The sequence below is a fragment of the Microbacterium sp. JZ31 genome, from assembly GCF_016805985.1.
Taxonomy (GTDB): Bacteria; Actinomycetota; Actinomycetes; order Actinomycetales; family Microbacteriaceae; genus Microbacterium.
Genome location: NZ_CP017661.1, coordinates 1,821,730 through 1,842,127, shown reverse-complemented (window position 1 = coordinate 1,842,127; position 20,398 = coordinate 1,821,730). Strand labels below are relative to the sequence as shown.

General features: G+C 72.3%; 19 protein-coding genes. 13 read left to right on the top strand and 6 right to left on the bottom strand.

The genetic code is table 11. From position 1 onward, the window contains the following. Positions 1-4: 4 nt before the first annotated feature. The 3 genes from BJP60_RS08855 to BJP60_RS08845 are packed head-to-tail and all read left to right on the top strand — an operon-like array spanning position 5 to position 2,881. The gene (locus BJP60_RS08855; RefSeq protein WP_203135425.1) at positions 5-748 is read left to right on the top strand and encodes a lysophospholipid acyltransferase family protein; all 744 of its coding nucleotides are present in this window, start codon (positions 5-7) and stop codon (positions 746-748) included. Beyond that, complete coding sequence (locus BJP60_RS08850) at positions 745-1,881, top strand: NAD(P)H-dependent glycerol-3-phosphate dehydrogenase (protein WP_203135424.1); 1,137 nt, start codon at positions 745-747, stop codon at positions 1,879-1,881. Before BJP60_RS08855 ends, BJP60_RS08850 begins: the two co-directional genes overlap by 4 nt. Then, positions 1,787-2,881, top strand: a complete 1,095-nt coding sequence (locus BJP60_RS08845) for a D-alanine--D-alanine ligase family protein (RefSeq protein ID WP_203135423.1) — start codon at positions 1,787-1,789, stop codon at positions 2,879-2,881. Before BJP60_RS08850 ends, BJP60_RS08845 begins: the two co-directional genes overlap by 95 nt. A gap of 429 nt (positions 2,882-3,310) precedes the next feature. Here BJP60_RS08845 and BJP60_RS08840 read toward each other — a convergent pair whose 3' ends face one another. Then, positions 3,311-3,802, bottom strand: a complete 492-nt coding sequence (locus BJP60_RS08840) for a DUF3515 family protein (protein WP_203135422.1) — start codon at positions 3,800-3,802, stop codon at positions 3,311-3,313. A 105-nt stretch (positions 3,803-3,907) separates the two neighbouring features. Here BJP60_RS08840 and thiL point away from each other — a divergent pair, with 105 nt between their 5' ends. Continuing rightward, on the top strand, positions 3,908-4,903 hold the full coding sequence (thiL, locus tag BJP60_RS08835; protein WP_203135421.1) for a thiamine-phosphate kinase: 996 nt from the start codon (positions 3,908-3,910) through the stop codon (positions 4,901-4,903). On the opposite strand, the gene BJP60_RS08830 is transcribed toward thiL, so the two are convergent. Beyond that, a complete protein-coding gene (locus BJP60_RS08830) occupies positions 4,873-5,457 on the bottom strand; it encodes an RsmD family RNA methyltransferase (RefSeq protein WP_203135420.1) in 585 nt (194 codons plus the stop codon). The two genes, thiL and BJP60_RS08830, sit on opposite strands and share 31 nt — an antisense overlap. A gap of 83 nt (positions 5,458-5,540) precedes the next feature. On the opposite strand from BJP60_RS08830, the gene BJP60_RS08825 reads away from it, so the two are divergent. From BJP60_RS08825 to BJP60_RS08795, 7 genes are all read left to right on the top strand, one after another. Then, positions 5,541-7,718, top strand: a complete 2,178-nt coding sequence (locus BJP60_RS08825) for an ATP-dependent DNA helicase RecG (protein ID WP_203135419.1) — start codon at positions 5,541-5,543, stop codon at positions 7,716-7,718. Positions 7,719-7,735: 17 nt separating this feature from the next. Then, positions 7,736-8,239 (top strand): pantetheine-phosphate adenylyltransferase, encoded by a 504-nt coding sequence (gene coaD, locus BJP60_RS08820; RefSeq protein ID WP_203135418.1) that lies wholly within the window; start codon positions 7,736-7,738, stop codon positions 8,237-8,239. 116 nt (positions 8,240-8,355) lie between these two features. Then, the gene (locus BJP60_RS08815; RefSeq protein WP_203139149.1) at positions 8,356-8,844 is read left to right on the top strand and encodes a YceD family protein; all 489 of its coding nucleotides are present in this window, start codon (positions 8,356-8,358) and stop codon (positions 8,842-8,844) included. Positions 8,845-8,848: 4 nt separating this feature from the next. Continuing rightward, on the top strand, positions 8,849-9,058 hold the full coding sequence (gene rpmF, locus BJP60_RS08810) for a 50S ribosomal protein L32 (RefSeq protein ID WP_050721097.1): 210 nt from the start codon (positions 8,849-8,851) through the stop codon (positions 9,056-9,058). 10 nt (positions 9,059-9,068) lie between these two features. Then, the gene (gene rnc / locus BJP60_RS08805; protein WP_203135417.1) at positions 9,069-9,767 is read left to right on the top strand and encodes a ribonuclease III; all 699 of its coding nucleotides are present in this window, start codon (positions 9,069-9,071) and stop codon (positions 9,765-9,767) included. Positions 9,768-9,776: 9 nt separating this feature from the next. After that, positions 9,777-10,688, top strand: coding sequence for a bifunctional DNA-formamidopyrimidine glycosylase/DNA-(apurinic or apyrimidinic site) lyase (mutM, locus tag BJP60_RS08800; protein ID WP_203135416.1), 912 nt, complete (start codon positions 9,777-9,779; stop codon positions 10,686-10,688). A 178-nt stretch (positions 10,689-10,866) separates the two neighbouring features. Then, positions 10,867-11,532, top strand: a complete 666-nt coding sequence (locus tag BJP60_RS08795; protein ID WP_203135415.1) for a SatD family protein — start codon at positions 10,867-10,869, stop codon at positions 11,530-11,532. A 111-nt stretch (positions 11,533-11,643) separates the two neighbouring features. Here BJP60_RS08795 and cofD read toward each other — a convergent pair whose 3' ends face one another. The 4 genes from cofD to BJP60_RS08775 all read right to left on the bottom strand — a co-directional run bounded on the left by cofD (position 11,644) and on the right by BJP60_RS08775 (position 15,226). Continuing rightward, on the bottom strand, positions 11,644-12,612 hold the full coding sequence (gene cofD / locus BJP60_RS08790) for a 2-phospho-L-lactate transferase (RefSeq protein WP_203135414.1): 969 nt from the start codon (positions 12,610-12,612) through the stop codon (positions 11,644-11,646). A gap of 35 nt (positions 12,613-12,647) precedes the next feature. Further along, on the bottom strand, positions 12,648-13,736 hold the full coding sequence (locus BJP60_RS08785; RefSeq protein ID WP_203135413.1) for a GNAT family N-acetyltransferase: 1,089 nt from the start codon (positions 13,734-13,736) through the stop codon (positions 12,648-12,650). Next, positions 13,736-14,827 carry a GNAT family N-acetyltransferase gene (locus BJP60_RS08780; RefSeq protein WP_203135412.1) on the bottom strand — a complete coding sequence of 364 codons (1,092 nt, stop codon included), beginning with the start codon at positions 14,825-14,827 and terminating at the stop codon, positions 13,736-13,738. Before BJP60_RS08780 ends, BJP60_RS08785 begins: the two co-directional genes overlap by 1 nt. A 69-nt stretch (positions 14,828-14,896) precedes the next feature. After that, positions 14,897-15,226: a hypothetical protein gene (locus BJP60_RS08775; RefSeq protein WP_203135411.1), complete on the bottom strand. Its 330-nt coding sequence runs from the start codon at positions 15,224-15,226 to the stop codon at positions 14,897-14,899. A 482-nt stretch (positions 15,227-15,708) separates the two neighbouring features. On the opposite strand from BJP60_RS08775, the gene smc reads away from it, so the two are divergent. Next, positions 15,709-19,263, top strand: a complete 3,555-nt coding sequence (smc, locus tag BJP60_RS08770) for a chromosome segregation protein SMC (protein WP_203135410.1) — start codon at positions 15,709-15,711, stop codon at positions 19,261-19,263. Further along, positions 19,260-20,390, top strand: coding sequence for a class I SAM-dependent methyltransferase (locus BJP60_RS08765; RefSeq protein ID WP_203135409.1), 1,131 nt, complete (start codon positions 19,260-19,262; stop codon positions 20,388-20,390). Before smc ends, BJP60_RS08765 begins: the two co-directional genes overlap by 4 nt. Positions 20,391-20,398 lie beyond the last annotated feature (8 nt).

The following is a 20,398-nucleotide window of genomic DNA, read 5'->3' as shown; positions in this document are numbered from 1 at the left end:
GCGCATGAGCTCTTCGGAGAAGAGTCGGCCGAGCTGGTTCTGGCCGCTCGCGGCCGTCGTGGTGCCGATCATGGGACTGCTGGCGCGCGTGCGCATCACGGGGGCCGAGAAGCTGCCGCGCGAGGGCGCGTACGTCGTCGCGCCGAACCACGTCAGCGAGCTGGATCCGCTGATCGTCGCGCTGGCGGTCTGGCGGCTCGGCCGCGCGCCGCGGTTCATGGCCAAGGAGAGCCTGTTCCGCGTGCCCGTGGTGGGCGCCGCGCTGCGGGCGACCGGCATGGTGCCCGTCGCGCGCACGTCCTCGCGCGACTCGGCGGCGCAGACCATGGCGCAGTCGCACGCGCTGGTCGCGGACGGCCGCGGTGTGATCGTGTACCCCGAGGGGACGCTCACGCGCGACCCCGAGCTGTGGCCCATGCGCGGCAAGTCCGGGGCCGCGCGCCTGGCGCTCGCGGGCGACATGCCGCTCATCCCCGTCGCGCACTGGGGCGTGCAGAACATCATGGCGCGCTACGCACGGTCGATCAGCGTCTGGCCGCCGCGCAAGCACGTGCGCGTGGCGTTCGGCGATCCGGTCGACCTCTCCGACCTCAAGGGCCGTCCGACCGATCCGGCCGCGATCTCCGAGGCGACCGAGCGCCTGATGAGGGCGATCACGGCGCTGCTCGAGGAGATCCGCGACGAGAAGGCGCCCGCGGTGCGCTGGGACCCCACGTCGCACGGCCAGTCCGAGACGGGACGCCTGTGAGCCGTCAGCCGGGCCGCAGGCCCGACGGACCGAAGGTCGTGGTCGTCGGCTCCGGAAGCTGGGGCACGACGTTCGGCAAGATCCTCGCCGACGGCGGCGCGCAGGTGACGATGTGGGCGCGCCGGCCGGAGCAGGCGCAGGAGATCGACGAGGCCAAGCGCAACTCGAAGTACCTGCCCGGCATCAACCTGCCGCGCACCATGCGCGCCACGCACGAGCTGCGCGAGGCGATCGACGGTGCGGCGCAGGTGTACCTGTCGGTGCCCAGCCAGTCGGCACGTGACACGCTGCGCGCCATGCGTCCGTATCTGGCAGACGACACCGTCCCGATCGTCAGTCTCATGAAGGGCGTCGAGAAGAAGACGAACCTGCGCATGAGCCAGGTGATCGAGCAGGAGCTGCGGTGCGACCCCGCGCGCATCGCGGTCGCGAGCGGCCCCAACCTCGCGCTGGAGATCGCGCGCGAGAACCCCACCGCGGCCGTGATCGCATCGGGCAGCCAGGACACCGCCGACGCGGTCGCACGCCGCGCCCGGAACTCCTACTTCCGCAGCTTCGTCAACACCGACGTCACCGGCACCGAGTTCGGCGGCGTGCTGAAGAACCTGATCGCGGTCGCGATCGGCATCGTCGACGGCGTCGGCTACGGCGAGAACACGAAGGCCTCGATCATCACGCGCGGTCTCGTCGAGATGACCGACTTCGCGGTCGCCTACGGCGCGCAGCCCGGCACGCTCCAGGGCCTCGCGGGCCTCGGCGACCTGATCGCGACGTGCCAGTCGCCGCTCAGCCGCAACAACACGGCGGGCCGCCTGCTCGGGCAGGGATACAAGTTCCACGAGGTCATCGCGCAGATGAACCAGACGGCCGAGGGACTCGCATCCGTGCATCCGATCCTGCAGCTGGCGAAAGAGGCCGGGGTCGATATGCCGATCGTGCAGCAGGTGAAGATGGTGCTGGAAGGCCGGATGAGCCCGCGGGAGATCGCGCCGCATCTCACGACAGACGACGACACCCCGCAGGGCGAAGGGACGCAGAATGGCCAGAACGACCGTGGCGGTGCTCTTCGGAGGGCGATCGAGCGAGCACTCGATCTCCTCCGCGACGGCGGGCGGGGTCCTCGGCGCGATTGACCGCGACCGCTACCGGGTGATCCCGGTGGGCATCACCAGGGAGGGCGTCTTCGTCCTGGAGCAGGACGATCCGGCGCGCTTCGCGCTCGACGCCGCGAAGCTGCCCGAGGTCGTCGACAACGGCACGCGCATCCTGTGGCCCTCGGCCGGCGGCGACCGCACTCTGCGCGTCGCGCGCGAGGACGGGTCGGTCGAGGATATCGCCGACGTCGACGTCGTGCTGCCGATCCTGCACGGCCTGCACGGCGAGGACGGCACGATCCAGGGCTTCCTCGACATCCTCGAGCTGCCGTACGCGGGTGGCGGCGTGCTCGACTCCGCGCTGTGCATGGACAAGCACTTCATGAAGGTCGCGCTGCAGGCCGAGGGCTTGCCGGTCTCGCCGTGGGTCACGGTGCGGGCCGCGCGCTGGGCGTCCGACGCCGACGGCGTGCGGGCCGAGGTCGAGAGCCTGGGGTATCCGGTCTTCGTGAAGCCGGCCCGCGCCGGCTCGAGCGTCGGCGTCTCGAAGGCGCACGACGCGTCCGAGCTCGACGAGGCCATGCGGGTCGCGCTGGCCGAGGACGACAAGGTGCTGGTCGAGGTCGGCATCGTCGGTCGCGAGATCGAGGTCGCGATCCTCGAGGGCCGCGACGGCGGGCGCCCGCGCGCGTCGCTGCCGGGCGAGATCGTGCTGACGACGCGCGAGTTCTACGACTTCGAGGGGAAGTACCTGGGCGGCGAGGGCGCGGATGTCGTGTGCCCCGCGACGCTGACCGACGACGAGACCGAGCGGATCCGCGAGGTCGGCCGGCGGGCGTTCGAGGCGGTCGACGGCCGCGGCCTCGCGCGCGTGGACGTGTTCCTGACGTCCGGCGGCGACGTCGTGATCAACGAGCTCAACACGATGCCGGGCTTCACCCCGATCTCGATGTACCCGAAGTGCTGGATCGCGTCCGGCATGACGTACGCCGAGCTCATCTCCGAGCTGATCGAGCTCGGGATCGCCCGCGCGGCCTGAGCCGGTCGGGTGGGCGGACCGCTGCCGGTCGGCGGCGCGGCCGCTCACGGTCCGCGGCGCGACCGCGTACAGGCTGGGCGTGGCGGTAGCTGCCCGTCGGGGCTGGTGAGCCTGAACCCGGGCGCGTGAGCCTGGATGCGGGGACGCGGATCCGCCTGGTCTGGCCCGCGTACAGGCTGGGTGTGGGGGGAGTGGTCTTCCGGGGCCGGTGAGCCTGGATCCGGGTGCGTGAGCCTGGATGCGGGTGCAACCCGGTCGCGTCCGCCGCTTACGGGACGGATGTGGCCGGAGTGGTCTCGCGGGCCTGATGAGCCCGTGTCCGGGCAGGTGAGCTTGGGTGCGGGCGGGGTACGCCGCGGGCGGCCGCTCACAGGCTGGATGGGACGGGAGCCACCTCCGGGGACTGGCGAGCCTGGACGCGGGCGGGTGTCAACCCTCGTCGGGCACGGGCGTCGCGTCCTCGAGGCCGACGCAGGACGACTCGGCCGGGATCGGCTGGACGAGGCGGCTGATCGCGGGCAGGACGTCGGACGGGCTGATGACCGAGGTGTCGACGTAGACCTGCGTCGCGGGCGTGCGGCCGTAGGTCGTGATGCGCTGCATCGGCAGTTCGGACGCATCGACGATCCAGTCCACGCCCTCGAACGTCACGCACTGCAGCGTGGTGGGCCCGGGCGGCTGCACGCCGCAGCTCAGGATCACCGCCGTCGGATCGCCCCAGGCGCCGGTCGCCTGACCGTCGGTCCAGCGGCGCTCCAGCAGGGACGTGCCTTCGCCGAGCGAATCGGGCAGGCGCACCGTGACGTCCGCGCACAGCGGGTCGTTCGCGTCCTCGGCGGCCGGCACGGAGACGGTGCTGGCGCATCCCGCGAGGCCGAGGATGAGCAGGAGCGCGGCCGCGGCGGCGAGACGACGGATCACCCGTCCAGCCTATTTCCTGGATCCTGAAGGGCTTCTCCGCCCGACCTCCGCTGACGGACCTCCCGCGCGGAACGGGCGGACAGGCGCGGCGCCTACGCTGGAGGGATGCACGAGGCGCCCGCGGACCCCACGATCGGCGAGCTGAGCGAGGGCGAGATCCTGCGGCGGATCATCGCGCGCACGGGACGTGCGGCAGTCGCTGTCGTGGGGCCGGGCGACGACGCCGCCGTGATCGGCGCGCCGAGCGGGTCGGTCGTCGCGACCACGGACACGCTCGTGCACGGACCCGACTTCCGCCTCGCGTGGTCGAGCGGGTACGACCTCGGCTGGAAGGCCGCGGCCGTCAACCTCGCGGACGTCGCGGCGATGGGCGCTCGCCCCACGGCTCTGCTGGTGGCGCTCGCGATGCCGAACGACACCCGTATCTCGTTCGTGGAGGCGCTCGCGGACGGCCTGCGCGACGCGTGCGACGCGCTGGCCCCCGGATGCGCGGTCGTGGGCGGCGATCTGACCGTGTCCGCGACCCTAACGCTGGCGATCACGGCCCTCGGCGACCTCGAGGGACGACGGGCGGTGCTGCGCTCGGGCGCGCGAGAGGGCGACGTCGTCGCGGTCGCGGGCGAGCTGGGGGTGGCCGCGCGCGGCCTCGCGGTGCTGTTCGAGCGGTTCCGCGACGAGTCCGGGTCGCCCGTCCCCGTCGATCCGGCGCGCCTTGCTTCGGGGGAGCCCGAGGAACTCGCCGCGCAGCTGCGGCCCTCGCCGCCCATCGGCCTCGGCGCGATGGCGGCGGTCGTGGGCGCGACGGCGATGATGGACGTCTCGGACGGGCTCGCGCTCGACGCCCGACGGCTGGCGGACGCCTCCGGCGTCTCGCTCGACCTCGATCCTGCCCGGCTGGGTCCCGATCCCGCCGCCGCGCTCGAGGGCGGCGAGGACCACGCGCTGCTCGCGACGTTCCCGGACGATGCCCTGCCGCCCGGCTTCCGGCCCCTCGGTCGCGTCGTCGCGCGCGGCGCCGCGGGCGTGCTGGTCGACGGCCGACCGTACGGCGGCCCCGGCGGCTGGGATCCCTACCGCGACTGGGACGCGGCGGCCGGCTGACCCCACCACAGCGCGGTGTCGCCGTAGGTCCGATCGCGCAGCGGCGCGAGCCCGGCCGCAGCCCAGTCGGGCGATCCGGATCGCGATGAGCGCTCCACGACGACGAGGGCGTTGGGGGAGAGCACGGACGCGAGCGCCGCGAGGTTCTGGGTGAGCTCGGTGCCGGGGAGGTCGTACGGCGGATCGAGGAACGCGAGATCGATCGGTCCGCTCGCGCCGCGCAGCCACGTGCCGACGGCGGCTGCGTGCACGCGGACCGGGGGAGCGTCGCGGCCGATCGAGCGTCGGACATTCTCGGCGTTGCGCCGCGCGATGAGGGCGGCGGTTCGCGCGCGCTCGACGAGATCGACCGCCGCCGCGCCGCGGCTCGCGGCCTCGAGGCCGAGCGCGCCGGAGCCCGCGTAGAGGTCGACGACGCGGGCTCCATCCAGAGCGCCGCTCGACTCCAGCGCCCCGAACAGCGACTCGCGCACGCGGTCGCTCGTGGGGCGGGTGCCGGACGACGGCACGTCGAGACGCACTCCGCCCGCCGCACCCGCGATGATCCTCGTCACCGATTCAACCTACCGGTCGCAGCCCGCACCCCACCGCCTCGCGGCGCGATCGGGACGTCGGCGCCCCGACCTAGACTCGGCTCATGTCGTTCACGCTCGACACGCCGCTGATCGTCGCGCTCGGCGACAAGCCCGCCAAGGAGCTCTCGCGCGCGTTCGGCATGTCGACGGTCGGCGATCTCCTGGCGCACTACCCGCGCCGTTATGCGCTCCGCGGTGAGCTGACCCCGATCGACGGGCTCCCGCTCGGCGAGCTCGCGACGGTGGTCGCCGAGGTCATGTCGGTCTCGTCGCGGCCGATGCGCAACCGCAGCGGCAGGATCCTCGAGGTCGTGATCGGCGACGGCAAGGGGCAGCTCGCGCTGACGTTCTTCGGTCAGGCCTGGCGCGAGAAGGAGCTCCGGCCCGGGCGTCGCGGCGTCTTCTCGGGCAAGGTCGGCGCGTTCCGCGGCAAGCTGCAGTTCTCGAACCCCGACTACGAGCTGTTCGAGGACGACCGGAGCGGCCTCGCGCAGGCCGACGAGATGGTGCGCACCCCCATCCCGATCTATCCCGCGACGGCGGCGATCGCGACGTGGAAGATCCAGCGCTGGATCTCGGACGTGCTCGACCGGCTGGGCGACGTCCCCGATCCCGTCCCGGAGGAGCTGCGGTTCCGCGAGGCGCTGCTGACCGCGCGGGAGGCCGTCGAATGGGTGCACCGGCCTCAGACGCGCCCGCAGATCGACGCCGCGCGCGGCACGCTGCGGTGGCACGAGGCGCTCGTGCTGCAGACGGCGCTCGCGCAGCAGCGCCAGTCGGTGCGGATGATGTCCGCGACGCAGCGTCCCGCGCGTGAGGGCGGTCTGCTCGCACGCTTCGACGCCGCGCTGCCGTTCGAGCGGACGCCGGATCAGGTCACGGTCGGCAGCCAGATCGCGGCAGACCTGGTCGCCGAGTGGCCGATGAACCGTCTCGTGCAGGGCGAGGTCGGCTCCGGCAAGACGCTGGTCGCGCTGCGGGCGATGCTGCAGGTCGCCGAGTCGGGCGGCCAGTCGGCGCTGATCGCGCCGACCGAGGTGCTCGCGGCGCAGCACCTGCGCTCGATGGCGCGCATGCTGGGCCCCGCGCTGGCGCCCGAGCTGATGCCGACGCTGCTGACCGGCCAGATGACCGCCGCGGAACGCCGCAAGGCCGCGCTCCGCGTCGCCTCCGGTCAGGCGCGCATCGTCATCGGCACGCACGCGCTGCTGAGCGAGGGCACGACGTTCGCCGATCTCGGCCTCGTCGTCGTCGACGAACAGCATCGCTTCGGCGTCGAGCAGCGCGAGACGCTGCGGGCCAAGGGCACCAGCCCGCACGCGCTCGTGCTGACCGCGACCCCCATCCCACGCACCGTCGCGATGACGGTGTTCGGCGATCTCGACGTGTCGACCATCCGGACGATGCCGGCCGGGCGCGCGGGCATCCAGACCTTCGTGGCGCCCGTCGCCGAGAAGCCGGGCTGGTTCGGACGGGTATGGGACCGGGCGGCGGAGGAGGTCGCGAAGGGGCACCAGGTGTTCGTCGTGTGCTCGGCTATCGACGCCGAGAAGTCGGCCCCGACGCCCGGTGCCGACGACGGCACGGGGGCGGGCGCTGCGCCGGTCGAGGGCGAGGCGGCGCGACCGCACTGGGGCGTCGTGCAGGTCGCCGACATGCTGCAGCGGCATCCCGCCGTGGGGCAGCTGCGCCTCGCCACGCTGCACGGCAAGCTGCCCGCCGACGAGAAGGACCGCATCATGCAGGACTTCGCGCGCGGCGACATCGACCTGCTGGTCGCCACCACCGTGATCGAGGTCGGCGTCGACGTGCCGAACGCGTCGACCATGGTCATCCTGGATGCCGACCGCTTCGGGGTCTCGCAGCTCCACCAGCTGCGCGGGCGCGTGGGCCGCGGCGGCGTGCCCGGCCTGTGCCTGCTCGTCACGGAGGCCGAGCAGGGGAGCGTCGCGCGCTCGCGGGTCGAGGCCGTGGCCTCCACTCTCGACGGCTTCGCCCTCGCCGAGATCGACCTCGAGCTGCGCGGGGAGGGGGACGTGCTGGGTGACGCGCAGTCCGGTGTGCGCTCGTCGCTGCGGCTGCTGCGCGTCGTGAAGGACGCGGAGCTCATCGCCCGTGCCCGCGAGGAGGCGGAGCGCGTCCTGGAGCAGGATCCGCTGCTCGACGGGCATCCGGAGCTCGCCGACGCGCTGTCTCGTCGCGTCACGCAGGAGGAGCGCGCGGCTCTGTCCAAGTCGTGACCGATAGGCTCTTGGGCATGAGCAGTCGGATCGCCGTCGTTCCCGGATCCTTCGACCCGCCGACCCTCGGTCATCTCGACGTCATCCGACGTGCCGCCCGGCTCTACGACGAGCTGCACGTCGTGGTCGTGCACAACCCGGACAAGGCGGGCATGCTGCCGGCCGCCCAGCGCGTCTCTCTGCTCGAGCAGTCCATCGCCGAGGACGACGGCATGGACGGCAACGTGATCGTCGGCGCCTGGAGCGTGGGGCTGCTCGTCGACTATGCGCAGGAGGTCGGCGCGGGCGTGCTCGTGAAGGGCATCCGCTCGCAGGTCGACGTGGCCTACGAGACGCCCATGGCGGTCGTCAACCGTCACCTCGCGGACATCGAGACGGTGTTCCTGCTACCCGAGCCGTCGCACGCGCTCGTGTCGAGCTCGCTTGTGCGCCAGGTGGCGGGCCTCGGCGGCGACGTGTCGCCGTACGTGCCGCCGGCGGTGTCTCGGTTCCTCGCGCAGGCCGGCGCGAACGACTTCTGAGCTCGGCTCGCCCGGCCCTCGCCGAAGCGCCCCGCGGGTAGCATCGAAGCGTGAGATCACGACTTTCCGGCCCCTTCGTGCTGCCCGTGCGCGACATCGTCCGCAAGCCGGGCGAGATGCGCGAGCACTCCCTGACCATCCCGGCGCCCGAGCGCTGGGGGGAGGGCATCGTCTCCGTGCCGCAGGGCAAGGAGATCGATCTCGATGTGCGCCTCGAGTCGGTGCACGAGGGAATCCTCGTGTCGGGAACCGTCGACACCGAGTACGAGGGCGAGTGCGGGCGCTGCCTGCGGGACATCGCCGCGCCCGTCGAAGTCGAGTTCCAGGAGCTTTTCGAGTATCCTGGGGAGGAAACTGCTGACTTCGAGGTTCAAGACGACCACGTGGATCTTGAAACTCTGGTCAGGGATGCGACCGTTCTGGCGCTTCCGTTTCAGCCGGTCTGTCAGCCGGATTGCCCCGGCCTTGATCCGGTCACGGGCGAGCGGTTGACGGAACCGGCAGGCGCCACGCAGGCGCCCGTCGATCCTCGATGGGCCGCGCTCCAGAACCTCACCGACCACGGATCGGCGCACGACGCCGCCCGCGACACAGAAGAGAGCTGAAATCATGGCTGGTAACCCCCCGAAGCGGAAGGTCTCCCGCTCCAACACCCGTTCGCGCCGCGCGCAGTGGAAGGCCGAGGCCCCCGCGCTCGTCAAGACGGTCGAGAACGGCAAGGTCGTCTACAGCCGTCCGCACCAGGCCAAGGTCGTGACCGACTCGCAGGGCACCGAGCTGTTCCTGGAGTACAAGGGCCGCAAGGTCGCCGACGTCTGAATCGGCACCCGTGACGATCGATAGTCGCGGACCTCAGCACCTGACCGAGAAGCTCGGCGTCGACTTCGACGCCGAGCTTCTCGGCTTGGCGCTGACGCACCGCTCCTTCGCGTACGAGAACGGCGGCATCCCGCACAACGAGCGCCTCGAGTTCCTCGGCGACTCGGTGCTGGGATTGGCCGTGACGACGATGCTGTACACGCGGCATCCGGAGCTCGACGAGGGGTCGCTCGCCAAGCGGCGCGCGAGCGTCGTCTCGACCGTCGCGCTGGCGGAGATCGCGCGCGGCATCGGCCTGGGCGAGCACATCCGTCTCGGCCGCGGCGAGATCCTCACCGGCGGGCGGGACAAGGACTCGATCCTCGCCGACGCGATGGAGGCCGTGATCGGCGCCGCCTACGTCTCGGCCGGGAGCGAGCCCGCGACGGCGATGGTGCTGCGCCTGATCGAGCCGCTGCTGGAGAATCCCGAGCGCTACGGCGCCGCGATGGATCCGAAGACCGCGCTGCAGGAGATCGCGGCACGGCAGGGGTTCACGCCGCCGGTCTACGCGGTCGAGGCGAGCGGTCCGGATCACGAGCGCCGTTTCGTCGCGACGGTGACGGTGGGCGAGCTGTCGGCGAGCGGCGAGGGCACGAGCAAGAAGACCGCCGAGATGGCTGCCGCGCTCGACCTGTGGCGCGTGCTCGACGCGCGCGAGCGCGCCTGATCCGCGCCCATGCCGGAGCTTCCCGAGGTCGAGGTGGTGCGCGCCGGGCTCGCGCCTGCCGTCACCGGCGCGCGCGTGCGGGGAGTCGAGGCGCACGATCCCCGGGCGCTGACCCGGCATGTCGGCACCGCGGCCGACTTCGAGGCGCGGCTGACGGGGCGTGCCATCCTCGGCACGTCACGGCGCGGCAAGTTCCTGTGGCTGCCCCTGTCCGACGCGGACGACGCCGTCGGCCCCGAGGCCGTCATGGTGCACCTGGGGATGAGCGGACAGATGCTGCTGCGCGAACCCGGCGCGCCGCTCGAGCGCCACGAGCGCATCCGTCTCGCGATCGAGCATCCGGATCACGGCGAGCTCGCCGTCGTCTTCGCGGACCAGCGGACGTTCGGATCCCTCGCGATCGATGCGCTGATCCCCACGCAGGACGGCCGGGCCGGAGGCTTCGGCGACGACACGCCCCTCGTGCCGCAGCAGGCCGCCCACATCGCGCGGGATCCGCTCGATCCGGCCTTCGACGATGCGCTGTTCCGCAGGCGGCTGGCGACCAAGTCGTCTGCGATCAAGCGCGTGCTGCTGGATCAGACGGTCGTGAGCGGCATCGGCAACATCTACGCGGACGAGGCGCTGTGGGCCGCGCGGATCCATCCGGAGACCGTCGCGCGCGACCTGTCGACGCGCGCCGTGAACCGGCTGCTGTCCGAGGTCCGCGCCGTGCTGGCGAAGGCGCTGGCGGAGGGCGGCACGAGCTTCGATGCACAGTACGTGAACGTCAACGGCCAAGCCGGCTACTTCGCCCACAGCCTGAACGCCTACGGCAGGCATGGAAAGCCGTGCCCGCGGTGCGGCAGGCCGATCGTGCGGGTGGCGTTCGCCAACCGGAGCAGTCATTTCTGCCCGCACTGCCAGCGGTTGCCCCGCTAGTCTGGAGAGAGCGCGGACTTCGCGCTCTCTCGGCGACACCGTCGCAGCGATGGGGCGCAGCGATCGCCTAGGGATCAGTCTCCTGCTTATCTTTCGAGGTCATCAGCTAGCGGCTGCTGCGCGGATATTTATGAACGTTTGACTGATAACTGGCGATTATCAGTGATAACCTTCACGCATGACGGTCGCCATCATCGCGGACATCGTCGGATCCCGGCGTCAGCCCGACCGTGACGCTCTTCAGCAGCAGATCGAAGACGCCGCCGGGCAGTCGGACCGGCTCGTGCCCGGCGCGGACCAACCGTGGCGTCCCACCGTGGGCGACGAACTGCAGGCGGTGTACGGCAGCCTTGGCCGGGCGCTGCGGGCGACGCTCGTGCTCCAGCTGGCCGCGCCCGACGATGTCGAGTGCCGCTTCGGCATCGGATACGGCGGGGTCGTCTCCGTGGCATCGACGCGAGAGGAGCTCCAGGACGGGCCGGGGTGGTGGGCCGCGCGCCAGGCGATCGAGCATGTCCACTCGCTCGCCCGGCGCCGCGTCCGATCGGCGCGCACCTGGTTCGGGGCGGGAGTCGGCGCGCCGCGTGAGATCGCGGCGATCACCGGCCTCGTGAACAGCTACCTCGTGGCGCGCGATCACATGGTCGGCGAGATGAACGGTCGCGCCCGCCGTCTGACGCTCGGGCGCATGCGCGGTGACGCGCAGAAGGACCTGGCGGACGCGGAGGGGATCTCTCAGTCCGCCGTCTCGCAGTCCCTCAGCAAGGCCGGCGCCCCCGCCCTGATGCTGCTCCTCGACGAGATCGACGGCGTCGAGGACGCTCTGCTCGGCCGCTCGCAGTGACGCGGGGCCGGTAGCGCCGCGGGTCAGCAGCCGCGGGCGGGTGGCGCCGCAGGCCGGCAGTCGCGGACTGAGCGGCTCGGCCAGGCCCGGTGCGCAGGCGCCTCGGCCGGATCAGGCCAGCGTGTCCGCGAGCTCGAGGGCGTCGGCGGCGAGCCGAGCGGAGGTGCCGGCGTCGCGCATCCACAGCGGCACGGCACGCGTCGAGATGCCCGCAGCGTTCAGGGGCGCCGCCGCCGCCGCATCCGACTCGTCGACGAGCCATCCGTCGAGGAGACCGCCCGCGACGCGTGCGCCGTAGTGACGCGCGACCGCCTCCGCGCTCGTGTCCACACCGATCGCAGCCAGGCACGCGTCCGCCATCCCGCGCACGACGGATCCGGAGATGATGCCCGAGACGCCGACCACGGGAGCGGAGGCGGCGGCGAGTGCCTGCCGCATGCCGGGCACGGCGAGCACGGGGCCGACCGAGACCACGGGGTTGGACGGTGCGACGAGGATCACGTCGGCGGCCGCGATGACGTCGAGCGCCCCGGGCGACGGCGTGGCCTGCTCGATGCCCTGCTGCGTGAAGCCCGTCGCCGGCAGCTGCGCGCGATGGCGCACCCACCACTCCTGGAAGTGGATCGGCTCGCGATCGCCGAGCAGGACATGCGTGTCGACCTCGGCATCCGTCGCCGGGTGCAGCGTGACGCCGAGGTCCCATCGCGCGCCCAGGCGCCGGTAGACCTCGGAGACGCTCAGCCCCTCGCGCAGCCACGCCGTGCGGGCGATGTGCGTGCCGAGGTCGAGATCGCCGAGGGTGAACCACGCCGGTGCGGTGCCCCACGCGGCGAGCTCGCCCGACACGCGCTCGCTCTCGTCGGCGCGTCCCCAGCCGCGCGTGAGGTCGTTCACGCCCGCGAGCGCGTAGAGCAGGCTGTCGTGGTCCGGCGCGATCCGCAGCCCGGACACCCACCAGTCATCGGCGGTGTTGACGACCACGTCGATCCGGTCGCGTCCTCCGGTCCGTCGCACGTGCTCGCGCAGGCCCATCACGAAACGCGCGCAGCCCACGCCGCCGCCGATCACCACAAGATTCACGGATCAACCGTATGCGGGATCGGCGGCGGCACGGATCAGGACAGCTTCTTCTCCCATGCGCCCGCGTAGGAGGCGGGCACGAAGCCCACGGCCTCGTTCACGTCGAGCATGTAGCGGTTCTCCTCGGCGTTGAACGTGGACACCCGCGGCGACTCCGGCACGAGCTCGTGCCACTTCTTCAGGCCGATGCACTTCACGATCGCGCCGAGGCGACGACCGCGGTGCTCCGGCATCACGAGGGTTCCCCACTGCGAGGTCGGACGCGTGCGGTCGGGGCCGATCGACAGCTCGTTGAACGCGGCGACCGCGCCCGTCGGCTCGTGCAGCACGAGCGTCACGCCCATCAGGGTGCCCGCCTCCGCGAACCGGCCGTCGCGCTCGAAGACGCGCTCGGCGTCCCAAACGGACTGCTCGGTGACCATGTCTCCGCTCGGCACGTCGGAGTGCATCCGCGCGATCGCGGCGGCGTAGCCGGCGGCGTACTCGGGCGGCGTCGGTCCCGCCCACCACACGGTGCGGTAGTCCGGACCGGCCTTGGCCAGCGCCTGCTCGAGCAGCACGTCCGTGGCGTCGTACGAGCCGTGCAGCTCGAACACGCTGTTGCGCTCGACCTGACCGAGGCGGAAGCCGGCGGCGAGCATGCGCCGCGTGGCCGCGTCCTCGCTCGGGATCCAGCCCGCGCCGGTCGGCGGGACGAGGCGGCGCTCGACGGGGTCCGGCCGGTGGATCGTCCACGTCTGCAGCACGCTGCGGCCGCGCTCGCGCGCGATGCGCTCCACCTCGGCCAGCAGCGCGTCGGCCGCAGGACCCTGCTCGTGCTCGGCGACGAGCGACACGTCGAACTCGGCCGAATCCGCTGTCGTCTTGTCGAACTCCACGCTGCCGATGCCCACGAGCCGGCCCTCGACCCGGGCGCCGACGAGGTGCGTGACGCGATACGGCGTCTCCCGCGAACGCACGAGGAGCTCCGCCGGCTCGTCGTCGTGCAGATCGGTGCCGGATGCCCGGCGCCAGGCGTCGTTCGCGATCCTGACGCCCTCGAGGAAATCGGTCGCGTCCGGCGCGTCCAGCGAGGCGGGGATGACGAGCGGTTCGATCCGGACGTGCAAGGTCGTCGACTCCATCACAGCTCCTTCTTCCATTCGCCGGACGCGCCGACGGGGCGGAACCCGACCGCCTCGTTCACGTCCAGCATGTAGCGGTTCTCCTCGGCGTTGAACGTCATCACGCTCGGAGAGGCTGGCACGAGCTCGTGCCAGCGGATGAGGCCCAGGCACTTCACGATCGTGCCGAGGCGGTGCCCGCGGTGCTCGGGCAGCACAAGCGTGCCGTAGTTCTCCGCGCGGCGGCCGCGGTCGCGCCCGATCACGAGCTCGTTGAACGCGGCGATCGCGCCGGTGGGGACGTGGACGACGGCGGCGACCGCCATGATCTGACCCGCGTCCGCCTTGAGCTTCTCGCGATAGCGGATGCGCGCGGCGTCCCAGGTCTCCTCCTCCCACTCGAGCTCCCCGCTCGGCACATCGGTGGCCATGCGGGAGACGGCGTAGGCGTAGCCGTCGACGTGCTCGTCGGGCGCGGGGGACTGCCACCACACGGGGCGATAGTCGCCACCCGCCTTCGCGAGCGCCGCGTCGAGCATGCGCTGCGCGTGGCCGAGCGACGCGGCGAAGTCGAACATGCTCACGCGCTCGACCTGACCGAGCGTGTAACCGTGCCGCTGCAGCAGGCGCGTCGTGTCGGCGTCTGACGGGATCGATCCGATGCCGGTGGGGGAGACGAGCCGTTCGCCGGGGTGATCGGCTCGCGTGAGGTTCCAGGAATGCAGGACCGACCGCCCGTGCTCGTGGGCGAGGCGCTCGGCCTCGTCGAGGAGGGCGTCCTCGATCCCGCGGCCGCGGTCCTCGGGACGGACGAAGACGCCGGCGCTCGCGTTCTTGTCGCCGTCGCGCTGGTACTCGAACAGCAGGACGCCGGCGATCCGGTCGCCGTCGCGGGCGATGCGGGCCTCGCGCACCGTGTACTCGGTGGCGCGCAGAGCGGCGAGCCACTCGGCGGGCTCGACGTCGAACAGATCGGTGCCGCTGTCGTGGCGACCGGAGGCGGTGATGATGTCCGCCGCGGCGAGCAGGCCGACCGCGTCGGGTGCGTCGATCGCGACGGGGATGGGCAGCGCATCGATGCGCAGCGGAAGGGTGTCGAACGTGTCGAACATGAGGGAGTGCTTCCTTCGTGGGGAGGTCGGGGCCGGGTGGGGATTCCACCCGGCCCCGGGTGAGAGTGATCAGCGGGGAAGATGCCCGTGGAGCCCGGACCAGGCCTGCACGAGCTCGAGCTCGGCGCGGCGCTTGTGCAGTTCGCGCTCCATGTGCAGCTGGTGCAGGTCGCTGTTCGTGGCCTGGCCGCGGACGGGGCGAGTGCCCCACAGCAGCAGCCTCAGGCCGATCCACATCGCCACCCGGTCGGGAAGCGCGGTGCGAGCAGAGCGGTTCTGCAGCGCCTCGGCTATCGAGTCCGGCGGTTGCGGCGGATGCGAGGTGCGCACGGCCTGCGCCTCGGAGCCCTGACCCAGGACGTCGCGGCGATCGGTCGTGCGGAGGGTGGTGGCGGACATGGTGTCTCCTCGGTGAGGTCCCCGGTGCGGGGACGGTGATGGATGGATCCCCGAGCGGGGAGGGAGCCTGTCGCGGAAGGACAGGGGGATCGCGGCGATCGTCCGGATGGCCGTGGATCGCGGGGCCGACCGCCGGTGAGGCGGATCGTTGCCGACGAGGCGGCCCGGCGAGGCGAGACCTCAGGCGGGCGCCCTCAGTGGGCAGACCGGTGGCGTGAACGCGTCAGATGGCCGCGGGGAAACGCCGTGCGACGCCGAGGATGCCGAGGCGGGAGACGCGGAGATCTGGAGTGAAATCAGTCAACATCGCGCCCCTCCTCTCATCTGTTCGCGGGTCGCGGCTCCCGATATTAGCGGTGCCGTTCAGCGTCCGTCAAGCGTTCTCTCAGGCGTGTCTGATGTCGGCGCGCGTGGTGCACGGTGTGAGCCGGGGTGTCAGGTAGCGTGAAACCCGCGGAATTCCGCGGAACGGGAGGAGTCGGATGCACCTGAAGAGCGTGACGCTCAAGGGCTTCAAGTCGTTCGCGCAGCCGACGACCTTCGCGCTCGAGCCCGGTGTGACGGCCATCGTCGGTCCGAACGGATCCGGCAAGTCGAACGTCGTCGACGCCCTCGCCTGGGTCATGGGCGAGCAGGGCGCGAAGACCCTCCGCGGCGGCAAGATGGAGGACGTCATCTTCGCCGGCACCGCCACGCGCGGCCCACTCGGGCGCGCGGAGGTGCAGCTCACGATCGACAACTCCGACGGCGCGCTGCCGATCGAGTACAGCGAGGTGACGATCAGTCGCACGCTGTTCCGCAGCGGATCGAGCGAGTACGCGATCAACGGCGAGTCCTGCCGACTGCTGGATGTGCAGGAGCTGCTGAGCGACTCGGGTCTGGGTCGTGAGATGCACGTGATCGTCGGGCAGGGGCGGCTCGACGCCGTGCTGCAGGCGACTCCCGAGGACCGGCGCGGCTTCATCGAGGAGGCGGCCGGCATCCTCAAGCACCGCCGGCGCAAGGAGAAGACGCTCCGCAAGCTCGAGGCGATGGAGCAGAACCTGACGCGCCTGAGCGATCTGGCGGGCGAGATCCGGCGCCAGCTCAAGCCGCTCGGCAAGCAGGCGGAGATCGCGCGGGAGGCCCAGACCATCGCGGCGATCGTCCGCGACGCCAAGGCGCGTCTGCTGGCGGACGAGGTCGTGCAGCTGCGGTCCGCGCTGGCGGATCACGCGCGCAGCGAGCAGGAGCGCCACACCGAGCGCCTCGTGCTGCAGGACGAGGTCGACGGCGTGCGGTCGCGGATCGCGCAGCTGGAGCGCGAGCAGAACGCGGAGGCGGTCGACGAGGCCCGGCGCGTGACCTTCGCGCTCGAGCAGGTCCAGGAGCGACTGCGCGGGCTGTTCACGCTCGCGAACCAGCGCCTGGCGCTGCTCGGTGCGGATGACGATCCGGACACGGTCGCGATCACGGTCACGCAGGCGGCGATCGACGAGGCGCGCGAGGAGATCACCGAGATCTCGGACGGGCTGGGCGCGGCTCAGGATGCCGTGCAGGAGGCCTCACGCGCGCTCGTGCGGGCCCGCGGGGAGCTCGACGCGCTCGATGCCGACATCGCGGAGCAGAGCGCGCTCGTGTCCGAGCACGACATGCGGCTGACGGCCCTGCGCGGCTCCGCCGAGGCGGCGCAGTTGGCCCTGGCGGCCGTCCGCGGCGGCGTGCTGCGTCAGCAGAATGCGCTGGACGCCGCGGATCAGCGCCGGATCGAGGCGGCGGAGGAGCTGGAGCGGATCGATCCGACCGTGGTCTCGGAGGGATCGGCGGCCGAGCACCAGACGGCGTACGAGACCGCGCAGCGCGAGACGGGCGAGGCCGAGGCCGAGCTCGAGCGCATCCGTGAGGCGCACCGCGCCGCCGAGCGCGAGGCCGACGCGCTGACGGCGAAGGTCGCGGCGCTGTCGAGCGCGCTCGATGTGCAGAACGGCGCCGCCGCGCTGATCGCGCGGGGCGGCGCGGGTGTGCGGGGGCTCGTCGGCGACGAGGTGCACGTCGACGCGGGATACGAGGCCGCGATCGCGGCCGTGCTGGGGCCGCTCGCGGAGGGTGTGCTCGTCGACTCGCGCTCCGCGGCGTTCGCCGTCGCGGAGCGCGCCGGGGAGTTCGGCGTCGTCGACATCGTGATCGCGGACGCGGGCGGTGCCGAGGCGGGGACCCCCGCGGAACCCGGAGTCGTTCCCGCGCGGAAGGTCGTGCGGGCGCCCGAGGGCGTGCTGCGGATCCTCGCCCACGTCGCGGTGGCCGACGATCTCGATGCGGCGCGAGCCGCGTTCGACGCGGCGCCCGACTCGGCGCTGACGATCGTGACCCGCGCGGGCGAGGTGTGCACGGCGCAGACCGTGCGCGCCGGGGCGGGCGAGCGGTCGCGCCTCGAGCTGCAGGCCGAACGGGACGCCGCGGCGGCGCGACTCGCCGAGGTGCGCGTACACGTCGAGGAGCACACGGTCCTGCGGACCGAGGCGAACGAGCGCTTGCAGACCGCGCGTCGCGTGGCCAAGGAGGCGCTTCAGGCCCTGCGCGAGCACGACGCCCAGCTCGCGCAGCACGCCGAGCAGCTGAACCGGGCCACCGTGCGGCATGAGGCGGCGGTCGCGGAGTGCGAGCGCCTGCAGAACGGGCTCGCACAGGCACAGGGAGCCGTGGCGGACGCCGAGGGGAAGGCGAAGGCCGCGACGGAGGAGCTCAACGCCGCCCTCCAGAAGCCGCGGCCCATCCTCGACGCCTCCGCTCGTGACGACTACCTCGCCGCGCTCGAGGCCGCGCGGGAGCAGGAGATGCGCGCGCGCCTGGACGTCGAGACGCTGCGCGAGCGCGTCCGCGCGGCCGAGGCCCGCGCGGTGAGCCTCGAGCGGCAGCGCGAACGCGAGCGGGAGGCCGCGGCCGCCGCCGCGCGACGCGCCGTCATCCGCCGCCGCCAGCGCGAGATCGCCGAGGGCGTGGCGGGCGAGCTGCCGCACCTGCTCGATTCGGTCGACCGCTCGGTCACCGAGGCGCGCATGGCGCTGGCGGAGGCCGAGAGCGCCCGGGCCACCGTGACGGCCGAACTGCGCGAGCTGCGCGGCAAGGAGGCGGGCCTGCGCGAGCGCCTCACGGGACTGACCGAGAGCGTGCACGGGCTCGAGCTGCAGATCCACGAGAAGAAGCTGCATGTCGCGAGCCTGCTCGAGCGCGTCGCGAGCGAACTCGGCTTGAGCGAGGACATCCTGGTTTCGGAATACGGCCCGGATCAGCCGGTTCCGCGCGATACGGCGGACATCCGCGTCGCGGAAGATCTCGTCGAGCACGCCGAGCAGGGGACGCATGCCGAGGACGGCATGCCCGCCACGATCCCGTACGACCGCCGCATGCAGGAGCGGCGCCTGCGCGACGCCGAGCGCAAGCTGACGCAGCTCGGGCGTGTGAACCCGCTCGCGCTCGAGGAGTTCGCGGCGCTCGAGCAGCGGCACAAGTTCCTGACGGAGCAGCTGGACGACCTCGTCCAGACCCGCAAGGATTTGATGACGATCATCTCCGATCTCGACGAGCGCATGCAGGTGATCTTCGAGGCGGCCTTCGAGGACACGAGGACCGCCTTCACCGAGGTGTTCCCGATCCTCTTCCCCGGCGGCACGGGCTCGATCGCACTCACGAACCCCGACGATCTGCTCACGACGGGCATCGAGGTGTCGGTGCGGCCCGTCGGCAAGAAGATCGAGCGGCTCTCGCTGCTCTCGGGCGGCGAGCGGTCGTTGGCGGCCGTGGCGTTCCTGACGGCCATCTTCAAGGCGCGACCCAGCCCCTTCTACATCCTGGACGAGGTCGAGGCAGCGCTCGACGACGCGAACCTCGGTCGCCTGCTGGGCGTGTTCGAGCAGCTGCGGGAGTCGAGCCAGCTGATCGTGATCACGCACCAGAAGCGCACGATGGAGATCGCCGACGCGCTGTACGGCGTCTCGATGCGCCAGGACGGCGTCTCGGCCGTCGTGGGCCAGCGGATCTCCGAGCGCGCCGCGTCGTGACGGCCGCCGAGGAGTTCGACGCTCTCGCGCCGCGGCTGCGGCGGTGGCCGGACGTGGAGGCGCACGACCTGGTCGCGGCCGACGTCAGCGATCGGCTCGTCCTGACGGAGTCGGAGACCGGTGGGGATCACGGGGAGGTCGTCGTGATCGGCGACCGGTACGGAGGGCTCACGCTGTCGCTGCTGGCGGCCGATCCCGACGCCCGGGTGCGCGTGCATCAGGATGCCATCACGGGGGAGCGGGCGCTGCGGGCGAACGCCGAGCGGATCGGCATCCCGCTCGACCGGGTGACCTGGCACGGGCTCGACGCCTCGCTCGCCGACGGCGCGCGCACCGTGCTGCTGCAGCTGCCGCGGTCGCTCGACGCGCTCGACGAGATCGCCGGGGTGATCGCCGCCGCAGCCGCGCACGACGTTCGGCTCGTCGCGGGCGGACGCGTGAAGCACATGACGCCGGCGATGAACGACGTACTGGGGCGGCACTTCACGTCCGTCACGGCGAGCCGGGCCGCCGGCAAGTCGCGTGTGCTGCATGCGAGCGGGGCGGTACGCGGATCCGGATCACCGTGGCCGCGGCGGCGAGACCATCCCGACCTCGGGATCACGGTGTGCGCCCACGGCGCGGCGTTCGCGGGCACGTCGATCGACATCGGCACGCGGTACCTGCTCGGGTTCCTCGACGGGATGCGCGAGGCCGAGACCGCGATCGACCTCGCGTGCGGCACGGGCGTGCTCGCGACCATGCTCGCGAGGGACCGGCCCGCCATCCGCGTGCTCGCGACGGATCAGTCGGCCGCGGCGGTGGCATCGGCCCGGGCGACGGCCGCCGCGAACGGCGTCGCGGACCGCGTCGAGGTCGTGCGTGACGACGGGCTCCACGCGCAGTCCGACGCGTCGGCCGACCTGATCCTGCTGAACCCGCCGTTCCACTCGGGGGCCGCGGTGACGGATGCGATCGCGCCCAGGCTCTTCGCGGACGCCGCGCGCGTGCTGCGCCCGGGCGGCGAGCTGTGGTGCGTGTTCAACTCGCACCTCGGCTACCGGCCGATCCTCGAGCGCACGGTCGGCCCCACGCGCCAGGCGGGTCGCAACCCGAAGTTCACGGTCACGGTCAGCGTCTCGCGCTGACGGCGGCG

Coding starts and splice junctions, on each gene's coding strand:
- BJP60_RS08855 (WP_203135425.1), top strand. CDS start 5: ATGAGCTCTTCGGAGAAGAGTCGGCCGAGCTGGTTCTGGCCGCTCGCG.
- BJP60_RS08845 (WP_203135423.1), top strand. CDS start 1,787: ATGGCCAGAACGACCGTGGCGGTGCTCTTCGGAGGGCGATCGAGCGAG.
- thiL (WP_203135421.1), top strand. CDS start 3,908: ATGCACGAGGCGCCCGCGGACCCCACGATCGGCGAGCTGAGCGAGGGC.
- BJP60_RS08825 (WP_203135419.1), top strand. CDS start 5,541: ATGTCGTTCACGCTCGACACGCCGCTGATCGTCGCGCTCGGCGACAAG.
- coaD (WP_203135418.1), top strand. CDS start 7,736: ATGAGCAGTCGGATCGCCGTCGTTCCCGGATCCTTCGACCCGCCGACC.
- BJP60_RS08815 (WP_203139149.1), top strand. CDS start 8,356: ATGCGCGAGCACTCCCTGACCATCCCGGCGCCCGAGCGCTGGGGGGAG.
- rpmF (WP_050721097.1), top strand. CDS start 8,849: ATGGCTGGTAACCCCCCGAAGCGGAAGGTCTCCCGCTCCAACACCCGT.
- mutM (WP_203135416.1), top strand. CDS start 9,777: ATGCCGGAGCTTCCCGAGGTCGAGGTGGTGCGCGCCGGGCTCGCGCCT.
- BJP60_RS08795 (WP_203135415.1), top strand. CDS start 10,867: ATGACGGTCGCCATCATCGCGGACATCGTCGGATCCCGGCGTCAGCCC.
- BJP60_RS08785 (WP_203135413.1), bottom strand. CDS start 13,736: ATGGAGTCGACGACCTTGCACGTCCGGATCGAACCGCTCGTCATCCCC.
- BJP60_RS08780 (WP_203135412.1), bottom strand. CDS start 14,827: ATGTTCGACACGTTCGACACCCTTCCGCTGCGCATCGATGCGCTGCCC.
- BJP60_RS08775 (WP_203135411.1), bottom strand. CDS start 15,226: ATGTCCGCCACCACCCTCCGCACGACCGATCGCCGCGACGTCCTGGGT.
- smc (WP_203135410.1), top strand. CDS start 15,709: ATGCACCTGAAGAGCGTGACGCTCAAGGGCTTCAAGTCGTTCGCGCAG.